Annotated in this window: 15 protein-coding genes; 11 read left to right on the top strand and 4 right to left on the bottom strand. The window is 72.8% G+C overall.

The window, feature by feature from the left end; translation table 11 throughout:
* Both ACIBBH_RS22600 and ACIBBH_RS22605 read left to right on the top strand, forming a co-directional pair.
* Positions 1–95 (top strand): adenosylhomocysteinase (locus ACIBBH_RS22600; protein ID WP_399407603.1); only part of this gene is annotated, 95 nt, incomplete at its 5' end.
* 283 nt (positions 96–378) lie between these two features.
* Complete coding sequence (locus ACIBBH_RS22605) at positions 379–1200, top strand: SDR family NAD(P)-dependent oxidoreductase (protein ID WP_399407265.1); 822 nt, start codon at positions 379–381, stop codon at positions 1198–1200.
* Positions 1201–1580: 380 nt separating this feature from the next.
* Here the strand turns inward: ACIBBH_RS22605 and meaB are convergent, their stop codons facing one another.
* The 4 genes from meaB to ACIBBH_RS22625 all read right to left on the bottom strand — a co-directional run bounded on the left by meaB (position 1581) and on the right by ACIBBH_RS22625 (position 7174).
* Positions 1581–2576, bottom strand: coding sequence for a methylmalonyl Co-A mutase-associated GTPase MeaB (gene meaB / locus ACIBBH_RS22610; RefSeq protein WP_399407267.1), 996 nt, complete (start codon positions 2574–2576; stop codon positions 1581–1583).
* A 6-nt stretch (positions 2577–2582) separates the two neighbouring features.
* Positions 2583–4757 carry a methylmalonyl-CoA mutase gene (gene scpA, locus ACIBBH_RS22615; RefSeq protein WP_399407269.1) on the bottom strand — a complete coding sequence of 725 codons (2175 nt, stop codon included), beginning with the start codon at positions 4755–4757 and terminating at the stop codon, positions 2583–2585.
* Positions 4757–6565 (bottom strand): methylmalonyl-CoA mutase family protein, encoded by a 1809-nt coding sequence (locus ACIBBH_RS22620; protein ID WP_399407271.1) that lies wholly within the window; start codon positions 6563–6565, stop codon positions 4757–4759. The genes scpA and ACIBBH_RS22620 overlap by 1 nt, the downstream gene beginning before the upstream one ends.
* Positions 6566–6679: 114 nt before the next feature.
* Positions 6680–7174: a MarR family winged helix-turn-helix transcriptional regulator gene (locus ACIBBH_RS22625; protein WP_399407273.1), complete on the bottom strand. Its 495-nt coding sequence runs from the start codon at positions 7172–7174 to the stop codon at positions 6680–6682.
* A gap of 97 nt (positions 7175–7271) precedes the next feature.
* On the opposite strand from ACIBBH_RS22625, the gene ACIBBH_RS22630 reads away from it, so the two are divergent.
* From ACIBBH_RS22630 to ACIBBH_RS22670, 9 genes are all read left to right on the top strand, one after another.
* Complete coding sequence (locus ACIBBH_RS22630; RefSeq protein WP_399407275.1) at positions 7272–7787, top strand: YceI family protein; 516 nt, start codon at positions 7272–7274, stop codon at positions 7785–7787.
* Positions 7788–8131: 344 nt separating this feature from the next.
* Positions 8132–8521: a cell division protein SepF gene (locus ACIBBH_RS22635; protein WP_399407277.1), complete on the top strand. Its 390-nt coding sequence runs from the start codon at positions 8132–8134 to the stop codon at positions 8519–8521.
* 120 nt (positions 8522–8641) lie between these two features.
* Entirely contained in the window at positions 8642–9943 is a 1302-nt protein-coding gene (locus tag ACIBBH_RS22640) for an AAA family ATPase (protein WP_399407279.1), read from the top strand.
* A gap of 97 nt (positions 9944–10040) precedes the next feature.
* On the top strand, positions 10041–10382 hold the full coding sequence (locus tag ACIBBH_RS22645; RefSeq protein ID WP_399407281.1) for a nucleotide pyrophosphohydrolase: 342 nt from the start codon (positions 10041–10043) through the stop codon (positions 10380–10382).
* 222 nt (positions 10383–10604) lie between these two features.
* On the top strand, positions 10605–11075 hold the full coding sequence (locus ACIBBH_RS22650) for a DUF6099 family protein (protein WP_399407283.1): 471 nt from the start codon (positions 10605–10607) through the stop codon (positions 11073–11075).
* A gap of 98 nt (positions 11076–11173) precedes the next feature.
* Entirely contained in the window at positions 11174–12094 is a 921-nt protein-coding gene (locus ACIBBH_RS22655; protein WP_399407285.1) for an LLM class F420-dependent oxidoreductase, read from the top strand.
* Between the two features lie 98 nt (positions 12095–12192).
* Positions 12193–13662 carry a 3' terminal RNA ribose 2'-O-methyltransferase Hen1 gene (locus tag ACIBBH_RS22660; protein WP_399407287.1) on the top strand — a complete coding sequence of 490 codons (1470 nt, stop codon included), beginning with the start codon at positions 12193–12195 and terminating at the stop codon, positions 13660–13662.
* Positions 13659–16205: a polynucleotide kinase-phosphatase gene (locus ACIBBH_RS22665; protein ID WP_399407289.1), complete on the top strand. Its 2547-nt coding sequence runs from the start codon at positions 13659–13661 to the stop codon at positions 16203–16205. Before ACIBBH_RS22660 ends, ACIBBH_RS22665 begins: the two co-directional genes overlap by 4 nt.
* Positions 16206–16300: 95 nt before the next feature.
* Positions 16301–16423, top strand: a complete 123-nt coding sequence (locus tag ACIBBH_RS22670; protein WP_399407291.1) for a hypothetical protein — start codon at positions 16301–16303, stop codon at positions 16421–16423.

A 16423-nucleotide genomic window follows, 5' to 3' on the forward strand; every position in this document is an offset into this window, starting at 1 on the left:
TCGGCGTCAGGCTCACCACGCTGCGCCCGGAGCAGGCCGCGTACATCGGCGTGGACGTCGAGGGCCCGTACAAGCCGGACCACTACCGCTACTGATCCCTCACCCGAGGAGGAAGCCATGAACCGCGACCACCAGCAAGAAGCCCAAGCACCCGTGCTGCACCTGGCCGGGGTGGACGAGGATCCGGCCGAGTCCCACATCGTCCGGGGCATCGACTGACACGGCCGCCTTCCCGGCGTGGCGACGCCGAGGCCGCCGACCGCATCGCGTGACCGGCCAGGTCTGTCCCGCCTGGCTTGGCCGGAGGATCGCCCCCTCGAGTCCGCCCGGTCTAAGATCGGACGCGCTTGCTGATCTCGGAGGGGAGCCTGAACGACAGTGACGGACAGGCGAGTTGTCATCGTGACCGGCGGCGGTACGGGCATCGGGGAGGCCACCGCCCGGCTGCTGTGCGAGGGCGGCCACCACGTGGTCGTCTCCGGGCGGCGGACCGAACCGCTGCGACGTCTCGCCCGGGAGACCGGGGCGTTGGCGTATCCCTCCGACGTGGGTGACCCCGACGCCGCCGACGGCCTCGTCCGCACGGCCCTGGCCGCCCACGGCCGGCTCGACGGCCTCGTGCTGAACGCGGGCATCGGGCGCGGCGGCGCTGTCGGGGACCTGTCGCTGCGGGACTGGGACGAGGTGATGCGCACCAACGTCACCGGCCCGCTGCTGCTCCTGCGTGCGGCGATCCCGCAGCTGTTGGACACGGGCGGATCGGTGGTCGCGGTCGCCTCGGTGTCCGCACTGCGCAACGGCGCGAGCAACGCCCCCTACGCCACGTCCAAGGCGGCGCTGCTGCAGCTGTGCCGCTCCGTCGCCGTCGACTACGGACGTCAGGGGGTACGCGCCAACGTCGTCTGCCCCGGCTGGGTACGGACGGAGATGGCCGACCGGCGCATGGCGCGCTTCGCCGAGGAAGCGCGCCTGGAGGACGGCACCGTGGAGACCGCCTACGAGGAGGCGACCAGGCTCCTTCCCATGGGCCGGCCGGGCGAGCCGCGTGAGATAGCGGAGACGATCGGCTGGCTGCTCTCTCCGGCGGCGTCGTACGTCAACGGCTCCGTGCTCACCGTCGACGGCGGGGCGACGGCCCTCGACCCCGGGACCCTCGCGTTCGACTTCCATGTGGCGCCACGCGGCGGTGGGCAACCCTGACCGGGAGCGCGCGAAGTCCTCGGCCGTCAGCGGGGAGAACTCCGCCGGGGCCGCCGCAGGAGTCCGGCGGGCGGCTCTCGTCGGTCAGGTCGCCGTCCGAGGCCGGTGTGCCGTGGGTGCCCGGGACGTCGCAGGCGGTCAGCGCGGCGCACGCGGCGAGGAGAAGGGCAAGGGGGTGGATCTTCGCATCAGGCCAGTGGATCAGGCCGGGTTCACGGGTGCGGTGGTGGAGCCCACAGTTCCCGGGTGCCGCCCGGGGCGGGGCCGGGCGGCACGTCCGCTCTCGGCGAGCTGCCCGCGGGCTCACCGGCGGTGTCGCGCCGGGGTGACCGCCGAGGAGGCGATCACCGCTCCGTGGAATGCCGCGCGCGACGGTCCCGTCAGGGGGAGCCGGTCGTCCCCCGGAACGCCCCCAGAATCCGTTCCGCCGCCAATGTCGCCGTCAACGAGCCCTCCCGCACCGCCTGTTCCAGACCGGGCGCGACCTCCCGTACCGCCGGATCGGCGTGCAGCCGGCCGAGGAGTTCGTCGCGGACCATCGCCCAGGTCCAGTCGACCTGCTGGTCCCGGCGCTTGGCGGCGAGCCGTCCGGTGGAGTCCAGCAGGGTGCGGTGCTGTTCGAGCCGCTCCCAGACGGTGTCCAGGCCGGTCGACTCACGCGCGCTGCAACTGAGCACGGGCGGCGTCCAGAAGGCGTCCTTGCCGTGCATCAGCCTCAGCGCGCCCGCCAGTTCGCGGGCGGCGGCCCGGGCGTCGCGCTCGTGCGGGCCGTCCGCCTTGTTGACCGCGATCACGTCCGCCAGCTCCAGGACGCCCTTCTTGATGCCCTGGAGCTGGTCGCCGGTGCGGGCCAGCGTCAGCAGCAGGAAGGAGTCCACCATGTTGGCGACCGTCGTCTCCGACTGGCCGACGCCGACGGTCTCCACCAGGATCACGTCGTAGCCCGCCGCCTCCATGACCACCATGGACTCCCGGGTCGCCTTCGCCACCCCGCCCAGCGTGCCCGCGCTGGGGGAGGGGCGGACGAAGGCGTTCGGGTCCACCGCGAGGCGTTCCATGCGGGTCTTGTCGCCCAGGATCGAGCCGCCGGTGCGGGTCGAGGACGGGTCCACGGCCAGCACCGCCACCCGGTACCCCAGCGAGGTCAGCAGCGTGCCGAACGCGTCGATGAACGTCGACTTGCCCACGCCCGGCACGCCGCTGATGCCGATCCGCCGCGCCCGGCCGCTGTGCGGGAGCAGCTCGGTGAGCAACTCCTGTGCCAGCGCCCGGTGCTGCGGCCGGGTGGACTCGACGAGGGTGATGGCGCGGGCCACGATGGCCCGCTTCCCCTCGAGCACACCCTTCACATACGTGTCGAGATCGATCGCTGCCATGGGGCTCTACAGATCGTGGCCGAGATCGGCCGACAGCCGCTTCACCAGGTCGTACGCGGCGTCCGGGATCACCGTCCCGGGCAGGAACACGGCCGCCGCGCCCATCTCCAGCAGCACCGGCACGTCCTGCGGCGGGATCACCCCGCCAACCACGATCATGATGTCCTCGCGGCCCTCCTCGGCGAGCCGCTCGCGCAGCGCCGGTACGAGGGTGAGGTGACCGGCGGCCAGCGACGACACCCCGACCACGTGCACGTCCGCCTCGACCGCCTGGCGGGCCACCTCGTCCGGCGTCTGGAACAGCGGGCCGACGTCCACGTCGAAGCCGAGGTCGGCGAAGCCGGTGGCGATCACCTTCTGGCCGCGGTCGTGGCCGTCCTGGCCCATCTTGGCGACCAGGATGCGCGGCCGGCGCCCCTCGGCCTCCTCGAACGCGTCCACCAGGGCACGGGTGCGGTCCACGGACGGCGACTCCCCTGCTTCGTTGCGGTACACGCCGGAGATCGTACGGATCTGGCTCGCGTGCCGGCCGTACACCTTCTCCAGGGCGTCGGAAATCTCGCCGACGGTGGCCTTGGCGCGGGCCGCGTGCACCGCCAGCTCCAGCAGGTTGCCGTCGCCGTCGGCCGCCCGGGTCAGCGCGTCCAGCGCGTCCCGGCAGGCGGTCTCGTCCCGCTCCTCCCGCAGCCGCCGCAGTTTCTCGATCTGCTGGGCGCGCACGGAGGAGTTGTCGACCTTGAGGACCTCGATCTGCTCGTCGCTGTCCACCCGGTACTTGTTGACGCCGATCACCGGCTGCCGCCCGGAGTCGATGCGGGCCTGCGTGCGGGCCGCGGCCTCCTCCACGCGCAGCTTGGGGATGCCCGCGTCGATGGCCTGCGCCATGCCGCCCGCCTGCTCGACCTCCTGGATGTGCGCCCAGGCCTTGCGGGCGAGGTCGTACGTCAGCTTCTCCACGTACGCGCTGCCGCCCCACGGGTCGATGACCCGGGTCGTGCCGGACTCCTGCTGGATGAGCAGCTGGGTGTTGCGGGCGATGCGCGCCGAGAAGTCGGTGGGCAGCGCGAGGGCCTCGTCCAGGGCGTTGGTGTGCAGCGACTGGGTGTGGCCCTGGGTCGCCGCCATCGCCTCCACGCACGTCCGCGTGACGTTGTTGAACACGTCCTGCGCGGTCAGCGACCAGCCCGAGGTCTGCGAATGCGTGCGCAGGGACAGCGACTTGCTGTTCTTCGGGTCGAACTGGCTGACCAGCTTGGCCCACAGCAGCCGGGCCGCGCGCAGCTTGGCGATCTCCATGAAGAAGTTCATGCCGATCGCCCAGAAGAACGACAGCCGGGGCGCGAACGCGTCCACGTCCAGGCCCGCCTCCCGGCCCGCCCGGAGGTACTCCACGCCGTCCGCGAGCGTGTAGGCCAGCTCCAGGTCGGCCGTCGCGCCCGCCTCCTGGATGTGGTAGCCGGAGATGGAGATGGAGTTGTAGCGGGGCATCCGCTGGGAGGTGTAGGCGAAGATGTCGGAGATGATCCGCATCGACGGCTTCGGCGGATAGATGTAGGTGTTGCGGACCATGAACTCCTTGAGGATGTCGTTCTGGATGGTCCCGGCCAGTTTCTCCGGCGGTACGCCCTGTTCCTCCGCCGCCACGATGTACAGCGCCAGCACCGGCAGCACGGCGCCGTTCATCGTCATCGACACCGTCATCTTGTCCAGCGGGATCCCGTCGAACAGCTGCCGCATGTCGTAGATGGAGTCGATGGCCACGCCCGCCATGCCGACGTCACCGGTCACCCGCGGGTGGTCGCTGTCGTAGCCCCGGTGGGTGGGCAGGTCGAAGGCGACCGACAGGCCCTTCTGGCCGGCCGCCAGGTTGCGCCGGTAGAACGCGTTGGACTCCTCGGCGGTGGAGAAGCCCGCGTACTGGCGGATCGTCCAGGGCTGGTTGACGTACATCGTCGGGTACGGGCCGCGCAGGTACGGCGCGATGCCCGGGTACGTCCCCAGGAAGTCCAGGCCCTCCAGGTCACGGCCGGTGTACAGCGGCTTCACGCCGATGCCCTCGGGCGTCTCCCAGAGCGGTTCTTCGGCGCCGGCGGCCCGCTTGACGGCCGTACGCCACTCCTCGGCACTGCCGTCGACGGCCGGCGTCCCCAGCTCGATGCCGGAGAAGTCGGGGATTCCCATCAGGACACTCCCATGCGGTCGAGGGTCGCGGACAGGACGGCGACGGCGTCGCAGCCCGCGAAGACGTGACTGTCGACGCCGGCGTACTCGGCGGGACGGCCCGCCAGGAACACGTGCCGGGCGCCCGAGGCCTTCAGGGACTCGGCGACCTGCTCGGCCCGCTCCGCGTAGAGCGCGTCGCTGGAGCACAGCACGGCCTCGGTGGCACCGCTGTCCTCGAAGCGGCCCTTGGTGACCGGCTCTATGCCGCCCGCCTGGAACAGGTTGGCGGCGAACGTCGAGCGCGCGGTGTGGGCGGCGGCCGGTCCGATCGTGGCGAGGAAGATCCGGGGACGGGCGCCGGTCGCCGCGAGGTGGGCGTCGGAGCGGGCGCGCAGGGCCTCGTACGCCTCGTCGCGGCGCACCCGCGGCAGCCCGCCGGACGGCGGTTCGGGGGCGGGCTCGCGCTCCACCGGCTTCTCGGCCAGGAGCGGGAACTCGCTGACGCCGGTGATGGGTTCGCGCCGCTTGGCGAGCTTCTTCGAGCGCTCCGCCCAGGTCGTCGCCAGGTCCGTGCGGATGCGCCCGGAGCGCAGGGCGGCGGCCGGGCCGCCGTCGCCCTCGATCGAGCGGAAGTACCGCCAGCTCGCCTCGGCGAGCTCGTCGGTCAGCCGCTCCACGTACCAGGAGCCGCCCGCCGGGTCGATCACCCGGGCCAGGTGGGACTCCTCGACCAGGATCGTGGAGGTGTTGCGCGCGATACGGCGGGCGAACGCGTCCGGCAGGCCCAGCGCGTGGTCGAACGGCAGCACGGTCACGGAGTCGGCGCCGCCCACCCCGGCGGCCAGCGTGGCCACCGTCGTGCGCAGCATGTTCACCCACGGGTCGCGGCGGGTCATCATCACCGGCGAGGTCACGGCGTGCTGCACCTGCGCGCCCGCGCCCGGCGCCCCGCACACCTCCGCCACCCGCGCCCACAGCCGACGCGCCGCGCGCAGCTTGGCGATGGTCAGGAACTGGTCGGCGGTGGCCGCGTACCGGAACTCCAGCTGCCCGCAGGCCTGCTCGACGGTGAGGCCCGCCTCGGTCAGCTCCCGCAGGTAGGCGACACCGGTCGCCAGGGACAGGCCCAGCTCCTGCGCGGCCGAGCCGCCGGCCTCGTGGTAGGGCAGCGCGTCCACGGTGAGCGCGCGCAGCCCCGGGTAGTCCTCGGCGCACCGCTTGGCGAGCGCGGCGGCCGGCGCGAAGTCCAGGGCGGTGCCGGTGCGGGCCTGGTACCCCAGCGGGTCGGCGCCGAGACCGCCGCGCACCGCCTTCGGGTCGACGCCCTTGTCGTCGTACAGCCGCAGCAGCACCTCCGCGGCGGCCTCCACGTCCCGGCCCGCGTCGAGCACGACCGGCGCCAGGTCGAGGTAGACCCCGTCCAGGACCCGGCCGATCGAGGCCACCGGGATGCCGCCCTCGCCCACCACGAGCCAGAGCGAGGTGACGCCGTTCTCCAGGTCGGTCAGGACCGCGCCGTCCTCGGCCGCCGCGTGCCGCTGGCGTACGTCCCAGCCGCCCGCGGTGTTGCCTTCGGGGCGGCCGCCGCGTACGAACGGGGCGAAACCGGGCAGGCCGGGGTCGGGCGCGGCATCGCGCGCGGTGTACAGGGGGCGGGTGCGCAGCCCGTCCTCCAGCGTGGTGGACAGGGCGTCCTCAGCTGCCGCGCCCGAGACTTCCTTGCCCGACTTGCGCAGCACACCCTCGACCAGGGCTTGCCACTGCTCGTGTGTCGCGTCAGGGAACTCGGCGGCCAGTGAGAGCCCGTCGTCAGGCAGGACCGTCATGGCTCGGATGCTAGGGCAGGGCGCTTGCGTGAGAGCAGCGCAGGGGTTGTGACGTTGCCCTCGCGTCGACTGTGACCTGGGCCTCCCCGGGCCCGTACGGCCGGTTCCGGGCGGTCAGGGCGCCTCGTCCGCGAGGTCCGGAACCAGCGCGCACAGGGCCGCGCGCTGGGTCGGGCCGATGGTCTGGGCGAGGGCCTGTCCGACGGTCTCCGCGAGCAGGACGGAGGTCTCCCGCAGGCGGCTGCGGGCCTTGTCGGTGAGGGTGACCTCGACGCCCCGCCTGTCGCCGCACACGGACTTGCGGGTGACCAGGCCGGCGTGCTGGAGGCAGGCGATCTGGTAGGTGAGCCGGGTCTTGGGGCGGCCCAGGAGGTCGGCGACGCGGGTCATGCGCAGGCCTCCCGGCTGCTCGGCGAGCAGGCAGAGGATCAGGAACTCGTCGTGCGAGACGTCGAGGGCCTCCTTCACCACCGAGCGCAGCCGCTGCTCCACCGCCCCCGTTGCCGCCAGCAGGACCATCCAGGCGCGCAGCTCGTCCGGGAGCAGTCCGCCGCCCTCCGTCGAAGGGCATTCGGGCTGGTCGGCGGGGTGCTCGTCACGGGCGGCCATGACAGCGATCCTACCTGTTGTTCAAATTTGGATGATGGGCTAGCGTGAGCTCGTCCAAATTTGAACCAACCTTGAACCGTCGAAGTGGAGCACCCCCATGACCGTTGCCGTGGAAACAGGTCTCTGGCAGCTGGACCCGACCGCCTCCGCCGTTGCCCTGCGCCACCGGACCTTCTGGGGTCTGGTCACCGTGAAGGGCACCTTCACCACCGTCGGCGGCCGGGGCACGGTCGCGGCCGACGGCTCCGCCACCGGCACCGTGACCCTGGACGCCGCCTCCCTGGACACGGGGAACGCCAAGCGCGACACCCACCTGCGCTCGGCCGACTTCTTCGACGCCGACCACCACCCGGAGATCACCTTCGCCGTCCGCGGCGCCGAACTCCGCGACGGCGACGCCGTGCACATCACCGGTCAGCTGACCGTCCGCGGCATCAGCAGGCCGCAGAACCTCACCGCGCGCCTGACGGGCGTGGCCGCGGACGCGCTCACGCTGGAGACGGAGTTCACCGTGGACCGCGACGAGTTCGGCATGGCCTGGAACCAGCTCGGCATGATGCGGGGCCTGACGACGGTGGCCGCCACGCTCCGCTTCTCGCGCGCGACGGCCTGACGTTCCCCAGCGCCCCGCCTCGGCGAGCCGCACGTCGTGGCTGGACAGCGTCTGCGGGTCCGCGGTGAAGGCGCGCAGCCGGACGCGGACGCCCGGGCGGGGGGGCGGCGAACCGCCCGCCCGGCTGGAGGTGAAGAGTCCGGTGTGAGAGCGGTAAGAAGCCTCGGTCCGGCAGGAACCGGGGGAGAACGGTGTGGACGGATGATTTCTCCCATGTCCCGCCTTGTGGTTGAACGCGGCCGGCGGATCGGTCGCGCTTCGTGTCGCTGTTGGGCCGAACGGGTGACTTGGCGTAAGAATTGACCGGTGCAGGCAATGAGTGCGAGTCAGGTCGGGGGGAGCCGGTGAACCGTTACGACGTCACCGATGAACAGTGGGAAGGGCTCGCCCAGGTCGTGCCGCTGCGGGGCCGTGACGCCTGGCCGTCCGCGGTCGGCCACCGGTCCCTGCCGGACGCGGAGACCGAGACCCGCCGCCGGTTCGTGGTCCTGCGGGTCAACGTGTTCGCGGACGCCCGCGAAGTGGCCGAGACGCTCATGGCGGGCGTTCCCGTCCTGCTCGACCTGTCCAGCGCCGAGACCGAGGTCGCCAAGCGCGTCCTGGACTTCAGCACCGGCGTCGTCTTCGGTCTCGGCAGCGGGATGCACCGCGTCGACCGGAACGTGTTCCTGCTCACTCCGCCGGGTACGGAGGTCAGCGGGCTGATGGAGGGGGCGGGGATGTCGGGCACGTGAGCCCGGGCCTGCGGCGCGGGAAACTCCCAGGGCGCCTGGCAGCGTCCCTGGTCCCCCGATCGTAGGAAGGTCTTGGGGACGGAACGGTTCGCCGTGCCGGCGGAGCCCTACGGTCCGGACATGGCCGTGTCCTCCGCTTCGTCCGCATCCGTCCCGCCGCCCACCGGGGCTGCCGATCCCGGCCCCCGGGCCGGGGCGACCCGGCCGCCGAACCCCCCGCCGTCCGCCGCCGACCGGCGACGGGCGCCCGCGCTGGTCCCGCCCGTAGCGCCGGCGGACCCGGCCCGTACCGGGGGCGGCGTCGAGTTCCCGGACCGGCCGCGTCTCACCGAGCTGCGGCTCTCCGCGTTCGCCGGGCACCGCAGGGCCCGGTTTCCGCTCGGGCCGCTCACCCTCGTCGCCGGGCCCAGCGGCAGCGGCAAGTCGACGGCGCTGGAGGCGTACGAGGCGCTGGCCCGGCTCGGAGGCGGCGCCCCGCTCGCGGAGGTGTTCCCGGACCCGGTCGCCTGCGTGCCGGAGCGGGCCCGGCCCGATGCGCAGCGGCGCCGCGGCTTCCGCATCGGCTGTACGGCCGACGGCGCCGAGGGCCCGGTCCGGCTCGACGTCGCCGTACAGGCGGAACCGGAACTGCGCATCGTGGGCGAACGGCTGACGGCAGGCGGGGTGGTCCTGCTCGAGACGGCCCTGCGCGATCCGGGGCGCAGGACGGTGCAGGCCGCCTGGCACACGGCGGGCTCGTCGCCGGTGACCCGCGCCCCGCTCCCCGACGACCGGCTGGGCACGCCGCTGCTTCCGCTGCGGGTGGCCGGCAAGACGGACGGGCAGCGCCAGGTGCTCGCCGCCGCCGAACAGGTGGTCGTCGCCCTGCGCTCCGTCTTCGCCTGCCACCCCCGGCCCGACGGGATGCGGGCCGCCGTCCCCATGGGCTCCGGCCGGCTCCTGTCCGGCTGCGACAACCTCGCCGACGTCCTGTGGCGCACCCGGTCCGAGTGCGGCCGCCGGCACGCGCAGCTGGTCGCGGCGGTACGCGCCGGATGCGCGGGCCCCGTCACCGACCTGCTCGCCGAACCGCTCGGCGACGGCACCGTCCGCGCGGTCCTGGACCGGGGCGACGGCATCCGTACGCAGCTCGGGCGGCTCGGCGACGGCGAACTCAGGTTCCTGGCGCTGGCCCTGGTCCTCCTCACGGGACCGGGCGTCCTGGACGTCGACCCGCCCGGCGAGATCCCCCCGGCCATGCGGACGCTCACCGTCCTCGCCGACGGTCTGGACCGGGCGCTGGACAGCCGGCAGCGGGCGGAGCTGTTGCGGCTCGCGGTGTGGACCTGCGGAGCGGGGCACATCCGGTTCCTCGGGACGGTCAGCGACGCGTCCTGGGCCGCGGGAGTGGAGGGCGTCACGGTGGTGGAGCCGGCGCGCTGACGGGAGTCCGGGGCGGGTATGTCCGGTTTCCCAGGAGGGTCACCGACCCGTCCTCGCCGCCGCGGGCGGACGGCATCCCGGTGGTACACCTGGAACCGTGACGGAACACCTGGACCTGGCGAAACTGCAGCGCCGGCTGGCCGAGTTCGCGGCCGCGCGGAACTGGCAGCCGTACCACACCCCCAAGAACCTCGTGGCCGCCCTCAGTGTGGAGGCCTCCGAACTGGTCGAGATCTTCCAGTGGTTGACGCCCGAGGAGTCGGCCCGCGTCATGGACGACGCCGACACGGCGCACCGCGTCACGGACGAGGTCGCCGACGTGCTCGCCTATCTGCTCCAGCTGTGTGAGGTGCTCGGCATCGACCCGCTGGCCGCGCTGGACGCGAAGATCGACCGGAACGAGCGGAGGTTCCCGGCGCCGGGAGGCGGGGGCGCGTAGGCCCGCCACGCGCGCGGCGTCGAACACGGAGCGTCACATGCCGGAGTGCCCTACTCCGTTCTTACTCTCCGGAGTCAAAAAGCCTGCCGAATCCGAATTGTTGTCCGCAGATTTCCGTCTTCCTCTGGCTTTTCGTCTCAACACCCTTCACTCTGGGTAGTGAAGAAGGTGAGTTCGGGCGGACGGACGTGCGAGAGCACGTCGGACGGACGGGGGCAGCGCATGGACGCGGTGCGACTCATCGTGACGAGCAGGCGTGCCCTGGCGGCCAGCGGCGAGGTACCGGAAACCCTGACGGAGGTGTGGCAGGCACAGGCCCTGGCCCAGGCGATCGGCAGTCGACTCGCGGTCTCCGGCCCACCGGAACTGCGCGGTGAGGCACTGGGCCTGACCGAGCTGGCGGGCCGGGGCTGCGGCGTCCTGGACACACCGGCCCTCGACCCCGGCGACCTGCGCGCCGCCCAGCTCACCGAGCTGGACGACGCCCGCCGGACCCTGCTGTGCCTGGGCGGCCTGCTCGGCGAGGTCGGCATCGCCCTCGTCGGCATCGCCAGCGCCGCGGCCGACGAGGCGACGTACTGGCAGTGCATGGAGGCGATCGACGCGGCGGACGAATCCCGGGACCGCGTCCTGGAGATGCTGCGGAAGCTGGCGGCCAGGGAGGAGGCGTTGCCGGAGAGGGAGGCGGGATGAGGGCGTGACGTCCCGGCTCCGGCCGTCCCCGTTCGCGCGGACGGGGACGGCCCGGTACCGGTGGGGTTGACGGGACCGCAGCCGTGCAGGATGGAGGCATGGACCTCCGAATCTTCACCGAGCCCCAGCAGGGGGCCACCTACGACACCTTGCTCACCGTGGCAAAGGCCACCGAGGACCTCGGGTTCGAGGCGTTCTTCCGCTCGGACCACTATCTCCACATGGGCGACGTGGACGGCCTCCCCGGCCCCACCGACGCCTGGATCACCCTCGCCGGCCTCGCCCGGGAGACCAAGCGCATACGTCTCGGCACGCTGATGACCGCCGGCACCTTCCGGCTGCCCGGCGTGCTCGCCATCCAGGTCGCGCAGGTCGACCAGATGTCCGGCGGCCGGGTCGAACTGGGCCTGGGCGCCGGCTGGTTCGAGGCGGAGCACAAGGCGTACGGCATCCCGTTCCCGAGGGAGAGGTTCGCCCGCCTCGAGGAGCAGCTGGCCATCGTCACCGGGCTGTGGCAGACCAAGGCCGGCGACACCTTCGACTTCCACGGCGCGTACTACGACCTCACCGGCTCGCCCGCGCTGCCCAAGCCCGCCCAGGAGAAGATCCCGGTCCTGATCGGCGGCAACGGCGCGACCCGCACCCCGCGGCTGGCCGCCCGGTACGCCGACGAGTTCAACATGCCGTTCGCCTCGGTCGAGGACAGCGAGCGCCAGTTCGGCCGGGTGCGCGCCGCCGCCGAGGAGGCCGGCCGCCGGGACGAGCTGACGTACTCCAACGTCCTCGTCGCCTGCGTCGGCAAGGACGACCAGGAGGTCGCCCGCCGGGCCGCCGCGATCGGCCGCGAGGTCGACGAGCTGAAGACCAACGGCCTGGCGGGCTCCCCGGCCGAGGTCGTCGACAAGATCGGCCGGTACGCCGAGATCGGCTCCCGGCGCATCTACCTCCAGATCCTCGACCTCGCCGACCTCGGCCACCTGGAGCTGATCTCCGCCCAGGTCCAGTCGCAGCTGTCCTGACCGCATCGCGCGGGCGGAGTTCCCGTCCCCGCGGGAGACGGCTCCGCCCGTTATGAAAACCGCTGGTCACCGAGGGCTGAGCCCGGGAGACTCGGGGCATGTTCCTGACCATCGGCACCACCGGCACCCCGGAACGCCCCGCCACCGACCTCGGCTTCCTGCTGCACAAGCACCCCGAGAAGGCGCAGGCGTTCTCCACCTCCTACGGCACGGCGCACGTCCTCTACCCCGAGGCCGCCGCCGAGCGCTGCACGGCGGCGCTGCTGCTGGAAGTGGACGCGGTGGCGCTGGTGCGGCGCGGGAAGGGCAAGGGGCGTGGCGGGGCTCCCGACGCGGCGCTCGCGCAGTACGTCAACGACCGGCCGTACGCCGCCTCCTCGCTGCTCGCCGTGGCGCTGAGCGGCGTCTTCTCCAGCGCGATGCGCGGGGTGTGCAACGCCCGGCCCGAGCGGGCCGCCGAGCCGCTGCCGCTGCGCATCGAGGTGCCCGCGCTGCCCGCCCGCGGCGGCCCCGCCCTCGTACGCCGCCTCTTCGAGCCGCTCGGCTGGGCGGTGACCGCCGAACCCGTCGCGCTGGACGCCGCGTTCCCGCAGTGGGGGGAGTCGCGGTACGTGCGGCTCGTGCTGGAGAGCTCGGAGCTCACCCTCGCGCAGGCGCTGCGGCACCTGTACGTGCTGCTGCCCGTCCTCGACGACGCCAAGCACTACTGGGTGTCGTCCGACGAGGTCGACAAGCTGCTGCGGGCCGGGGAGGGCTGGCTGCCCGGCCACCCGGAGCAGCAGCTGATCACCAGCCGGTATCTGTCCCGCCGCTGGTCGCTGACCCGGCAGGCGAGGGAACGGCTGGAGCTGGTGCGGCTCGCGGAGGCGGACGACACCGAGGTCGAGGCGATCGACAACGCCGTCGCGGACGAGGGGGAGACGGAGGAGAAGCCGACCCCGCTCGCCGTGCAGCGGCGGGACGCGATCATCGAGGCGCTGGGGGAGTGCGGCGCCGCCCGGGTGCTCGACCTCGGCTGCGGCCAGGGCCAGTTGGTGCAGGCACTGCTGAAGGACGTGCGGTTCACGGAGATCGTCGGCGTGGACGTGTCGATGCGGGCGCTCACCATCGCCTCCCGGCGGCTGAAGCTGGACCGGTTGGGGGAGCGGCAGGCGTCCCGCGTCCGCCTCCTCCAGGGTTCCCTCGCCTACACCGACAACCGGCTCAAGGGCTACGACGCCGCCGTGCTCAGCGAGGTGATCGAGCACCTCGACCTGCCCCGGCTGCCCGCCCTGGAGTACGCGGTGTTCGGCTCCGCCCGGCCCCGGACGGTCCTCGTGACCACGCCGAACGTCGAGTACAACGTGCGCTGGGAGACCCTCCCGGCCGGGCATGTCCGGCACGGCGACCACCGGTTCGAGTGGACCCGGGAGGAGTTCCGGGCGTGGGCCGAGGCGGTGGCCGGACGGCACGGCTACGGCGTGGAGTTCCGGCCCGTCGGGCCCGACGACCCCGAGGTGGGACCGCCCACCCAGATGGCCGTGTTCGAGATCAGGAACGTGAACGAGAAGGAGGCGAAGGCCGCATGACCACCGAGCCGCAGGTGAAGGGGCGCACCCTGCCCGTCACCGACCTCTCCCTCGTGGTGCTGATCGGCGCCTCCGGATCGGGCAAGTCCACCTTCGCCCGCAGGCACTTCAAGCCGACCGAGGTGATCTCGTCCGACTTCTGCCGCGGTCTGGTCTGCGACGACGAGAACGACCAGAGCGCGTCCCGGGACGCCTTCGACGTCCTGCACTACATCGCCGGCAAGCGGCTGGCCGCCGGCCGCCGCACCGTCGTCGACGCCACCAGCGTGCAGCAGGACGCCCGCCGGCAGCTGATCGACCTGGCCAAGAAGTACGACGTGCTGCCCATCGCCATCGTGCTCGACGTGCCCGAGGAGGTGTGCGCCGAGCGCAACGCGGCCCGCACCGACCGGGCCGACATGCCGCGCCGCGTCATCCAGCGGCACATCCGCGAACTCCGGCGATCCCTGAGGCACCTCGAGCGCGAGGGCTTCCGCAAGGTGCACGTGCTGCGGGGCGTGGACGAGGTCGACAACGCCACCGTCGTCACCGAGAAGCGGTTCAACGACCTCACCCACCTCACCGGTCCCTTCGACATCATCGGCGACGTCCACGGCTGCTCGAACGAACTCGAGGCCCTGCTCGCCAGGCTGGGCTACACCGACGGCGTCCACCCGGAGGGCCGTACCGCCGTCTTCGTCGGAGACCTCGTCGACCGGGGCCCGGACACCCCGGGCGTGCTGCGCCGGGTGATGGGGATGGCCGAGTCCGGCAACGCGCTGTGCGTGCCGGGCAACCACGAGAACAAGTACGGGCGTTACCTCAAGGGCCGCAAGGTCCAGCTCACTCACGGGCTCCCCGAGACCGTCGCGCAGATGGAGGGGGAGAGCGAGGAGTTCAAGGAGCGGGTCCGCGCGTTCCTCGACGGGCTCGTCAGCCACTACGTCCTCGACGGCGGACGGCTCGTCGTCTGCCACGCCGGTCTGCCGGAGAAGTACCACGGCCGGACCTCGGGGCGGGTGCGCTCGCACGCGCTGTACGGCGACACCACCGGCGAGACGGACGAGTTCGGCCTGCCGGTGCGCTACCCCTGGGCGGAGGACTACCGGGGCCGTGCGGCCGTGGTGTACGGCCACACTCCGGTCCCGGAGGCCACGTGGCTGAACAACACCATCTGCCTGGACACCGGCGCCGTCTTCGGCGGCAAGCTGACCGCGCTGCGCTGGCCGGAGCGCGAGCTGGTCGACGTACCGGCCGAGCGGGTCTGGTACGAGCCGGCCAAGCCGCTGCGCAGCGAGGCGCCCGGCGGGCACGACGGGCGGCCGCTGGACCTGGCGGACGTGCACGGCCGCCGGATCGTGGAGACCCGGCACGCGGGGCGGGTCTCGGTCCGCGAGGAGAACGCGGCGGCGGCCCTGGAGGTCATGAGCCGGTTCGCGGTGGACCCGCGACTGCTTCCGTACCTCCCGCCGACCATGGCGCCGACCGCCACCTCGCACGTCGACGGCTACCTCGAGCACCCGGCCGAGGCCTTCGCGCAGTACGCGCAGGACGGCGTCGCGCGGGTGGTGTGCGAGGAGAAGCACATGGGCTCCCGGGCGGTCGCGCTGGTGTGCCGGGACGCGGACGTGGCGCGGAAGCGGTTCGGCGTGGACGGGCCCACCGGGTCGCTCTGTACCCGCACCGGCCGGCCCTTCTTCGACGACCGGGAGGTGACCGAGGAGATCCTCGGACGCGTGCGGTCGGCGGCCGACGCGGCCGGTCTGTGGGAGGAACTCGCCACCGACTGGCTGCTGCTGGACGCCGAGCTGATGCCGTGGTCGCTGAAGGCGTCCGGCCTGCTGCGCTCGCAGTACGCGGCCGTGGGCGCCGCCTCCGGCGCGGTGTTCCCGCCCGCCCTGGCCGCCCTGGAGGGCGCGGCGGCGCGCGGGGTCGACGTCACCGCGCTGCTGGCACGGCAGCGGGAACGGGCCGCCGACGCCGCCGCGTTCACCGACGCCTACCGGCGCTACTGCTGGACCACCGACGGCCTGGACGGCGTACGGCTGGCACCGTTCCAGCTCCTCGCCGTCCAGGGCCGCAGTCTGGCCGCCGTGCCGCACGACGAGCAGCTCGCGCTGATCGACCGGCTCGTCGAGCACGACGGCACCGGGCTGCTGCAGACCACGCGGCGCCTGTACGTCGACACCGGCGATCCGGAGTCGGTGCGGGCGGGTGTCGACTGGTGGCTGGAGATGACCGGCCGGGGCGGCGAGGGCATGGTCGTCAAGCCGGTCGGCGCGGTGGTGCGCGCAGAGAACGGCCGGCTGGTCCAGCCGGGCATCAAGTGCCGGGGCCGCGAGTACCTGCGGATCATCTACGGACCCGAGTACACCCGCCCGGACCACCTCGACCGGCTGCGGCAGCGGTTCCTGGGCCACAAGAGGTCCCTCGCGATCCGTGAGTACGCGCTGGGCCTGGAGGCGCTGGACCGGCTCGCGGACGGTGAGCCGCTGTGGCGGGTGCACGAGGCGGTGTTCGGCGTGCTCGCGCTGGAGTCGGAGCCGGTGGACCCCCGACTGTGAACCCCGGACGGTGAATCCCGCCCGCGAGGTGTCCCAGAACACCCTTGTGCCACACAGGTAACCGTCCATATGGTGGACTCCCGTATGGCGCAAGGGTGTTCGAAGCGACGCGTCCCTGGGGAGTGGTGCACATGGAGATCAAGAAGGTCGTCGTCCGCGAGGACGACCGGAGCACCAGTCGCCGGCCGGCGATCCTGGAGAAGCGGCCGACCCGCTGA

Source organism: Streptomyces sp. NPDC051636 (assembly GCF_044453765.1).
Lineage (GTDB): Bacteria > Actinomycetota > Actinomycetes > Streptomycetales > Streptomycetaceae > Streptomyces.

Excerpts from the sequence above, each read along its gene's own strand:
- ACIBBH_RS22625 (WP_399407273.1), bottom strand. The coding sequence starts at position 7,174 with ATGGCCGCCCGTGACGAGCACCCCGCCGACCAGCCCGAATGCCCTTCG.
- ACIBBH_RS22665 (WP_399407289.1), top strand. The coding sequence starts at position 13,659 with ATGACCACCGAGCCGCAGGTGAAGGGGCGCACCCTGCCCGTCACCGAC.
- meaB (WP_399407267.1), bottom strand. The coding sequence starts at position 2,576 with ATGGCAGCGATCGATCTCGACACGTATGTGAAGGGTGTGCTCGAGGGG.
- ACIBBH_RS22655 (WP_399407285.1), top strand. The coding sequence starts at position 11,174 with ATGGACCTCCGAATCTTCACCGAGCCCCAGCAGGGGGCCACCTACGAC.
- ACIBBH_RS22640 (WP_399407279.1), top strand. The coding sequence starts at position 8,642 with ATGGCCGTGTCCTCCGCTTCGTCCGCATCCGTCCCGCCGCCCACCGGG.
- ACIBBH_RS22620 (WP_399407271.1), bottom strand. The coding sequence starts at position 6,565 with ATGACGGTCCTGCCTGACGACGGGCTCTCACTGGCCGCCGAGTTCCCT.
- ACIBBH_RS22660 (WP_399407287.1), top strand. The coding sequence starts at position 12,193 with ATGTTCCTGACCATCGGCACCACCGGCACCCCGGAACGCCCCGCCACC.
- ACIBBH_RS22630 (WP_399407275.1), top strand. The coding sequence starts at position 7,272 with ATGACCGTTGCCGTGGAAACAGGTCTCTGGCAGCTGGACCCGACCGCC.
- ACIBBH_RS22650 (WP_399407283.1), top strand. The coding sequence starts at position 10,605 with ATGGACGCGGTGCGACTCATCGTGACGAGCAGGCGTGCCCTGGCGGCC.
- scpA (WP_399407269.1), bottom strand. The coding sequence starts at position 4,757 with ATGGGAATCCCCGACTTCTCCGGCATCGAGCTGGGGACGCCGGCCGTC.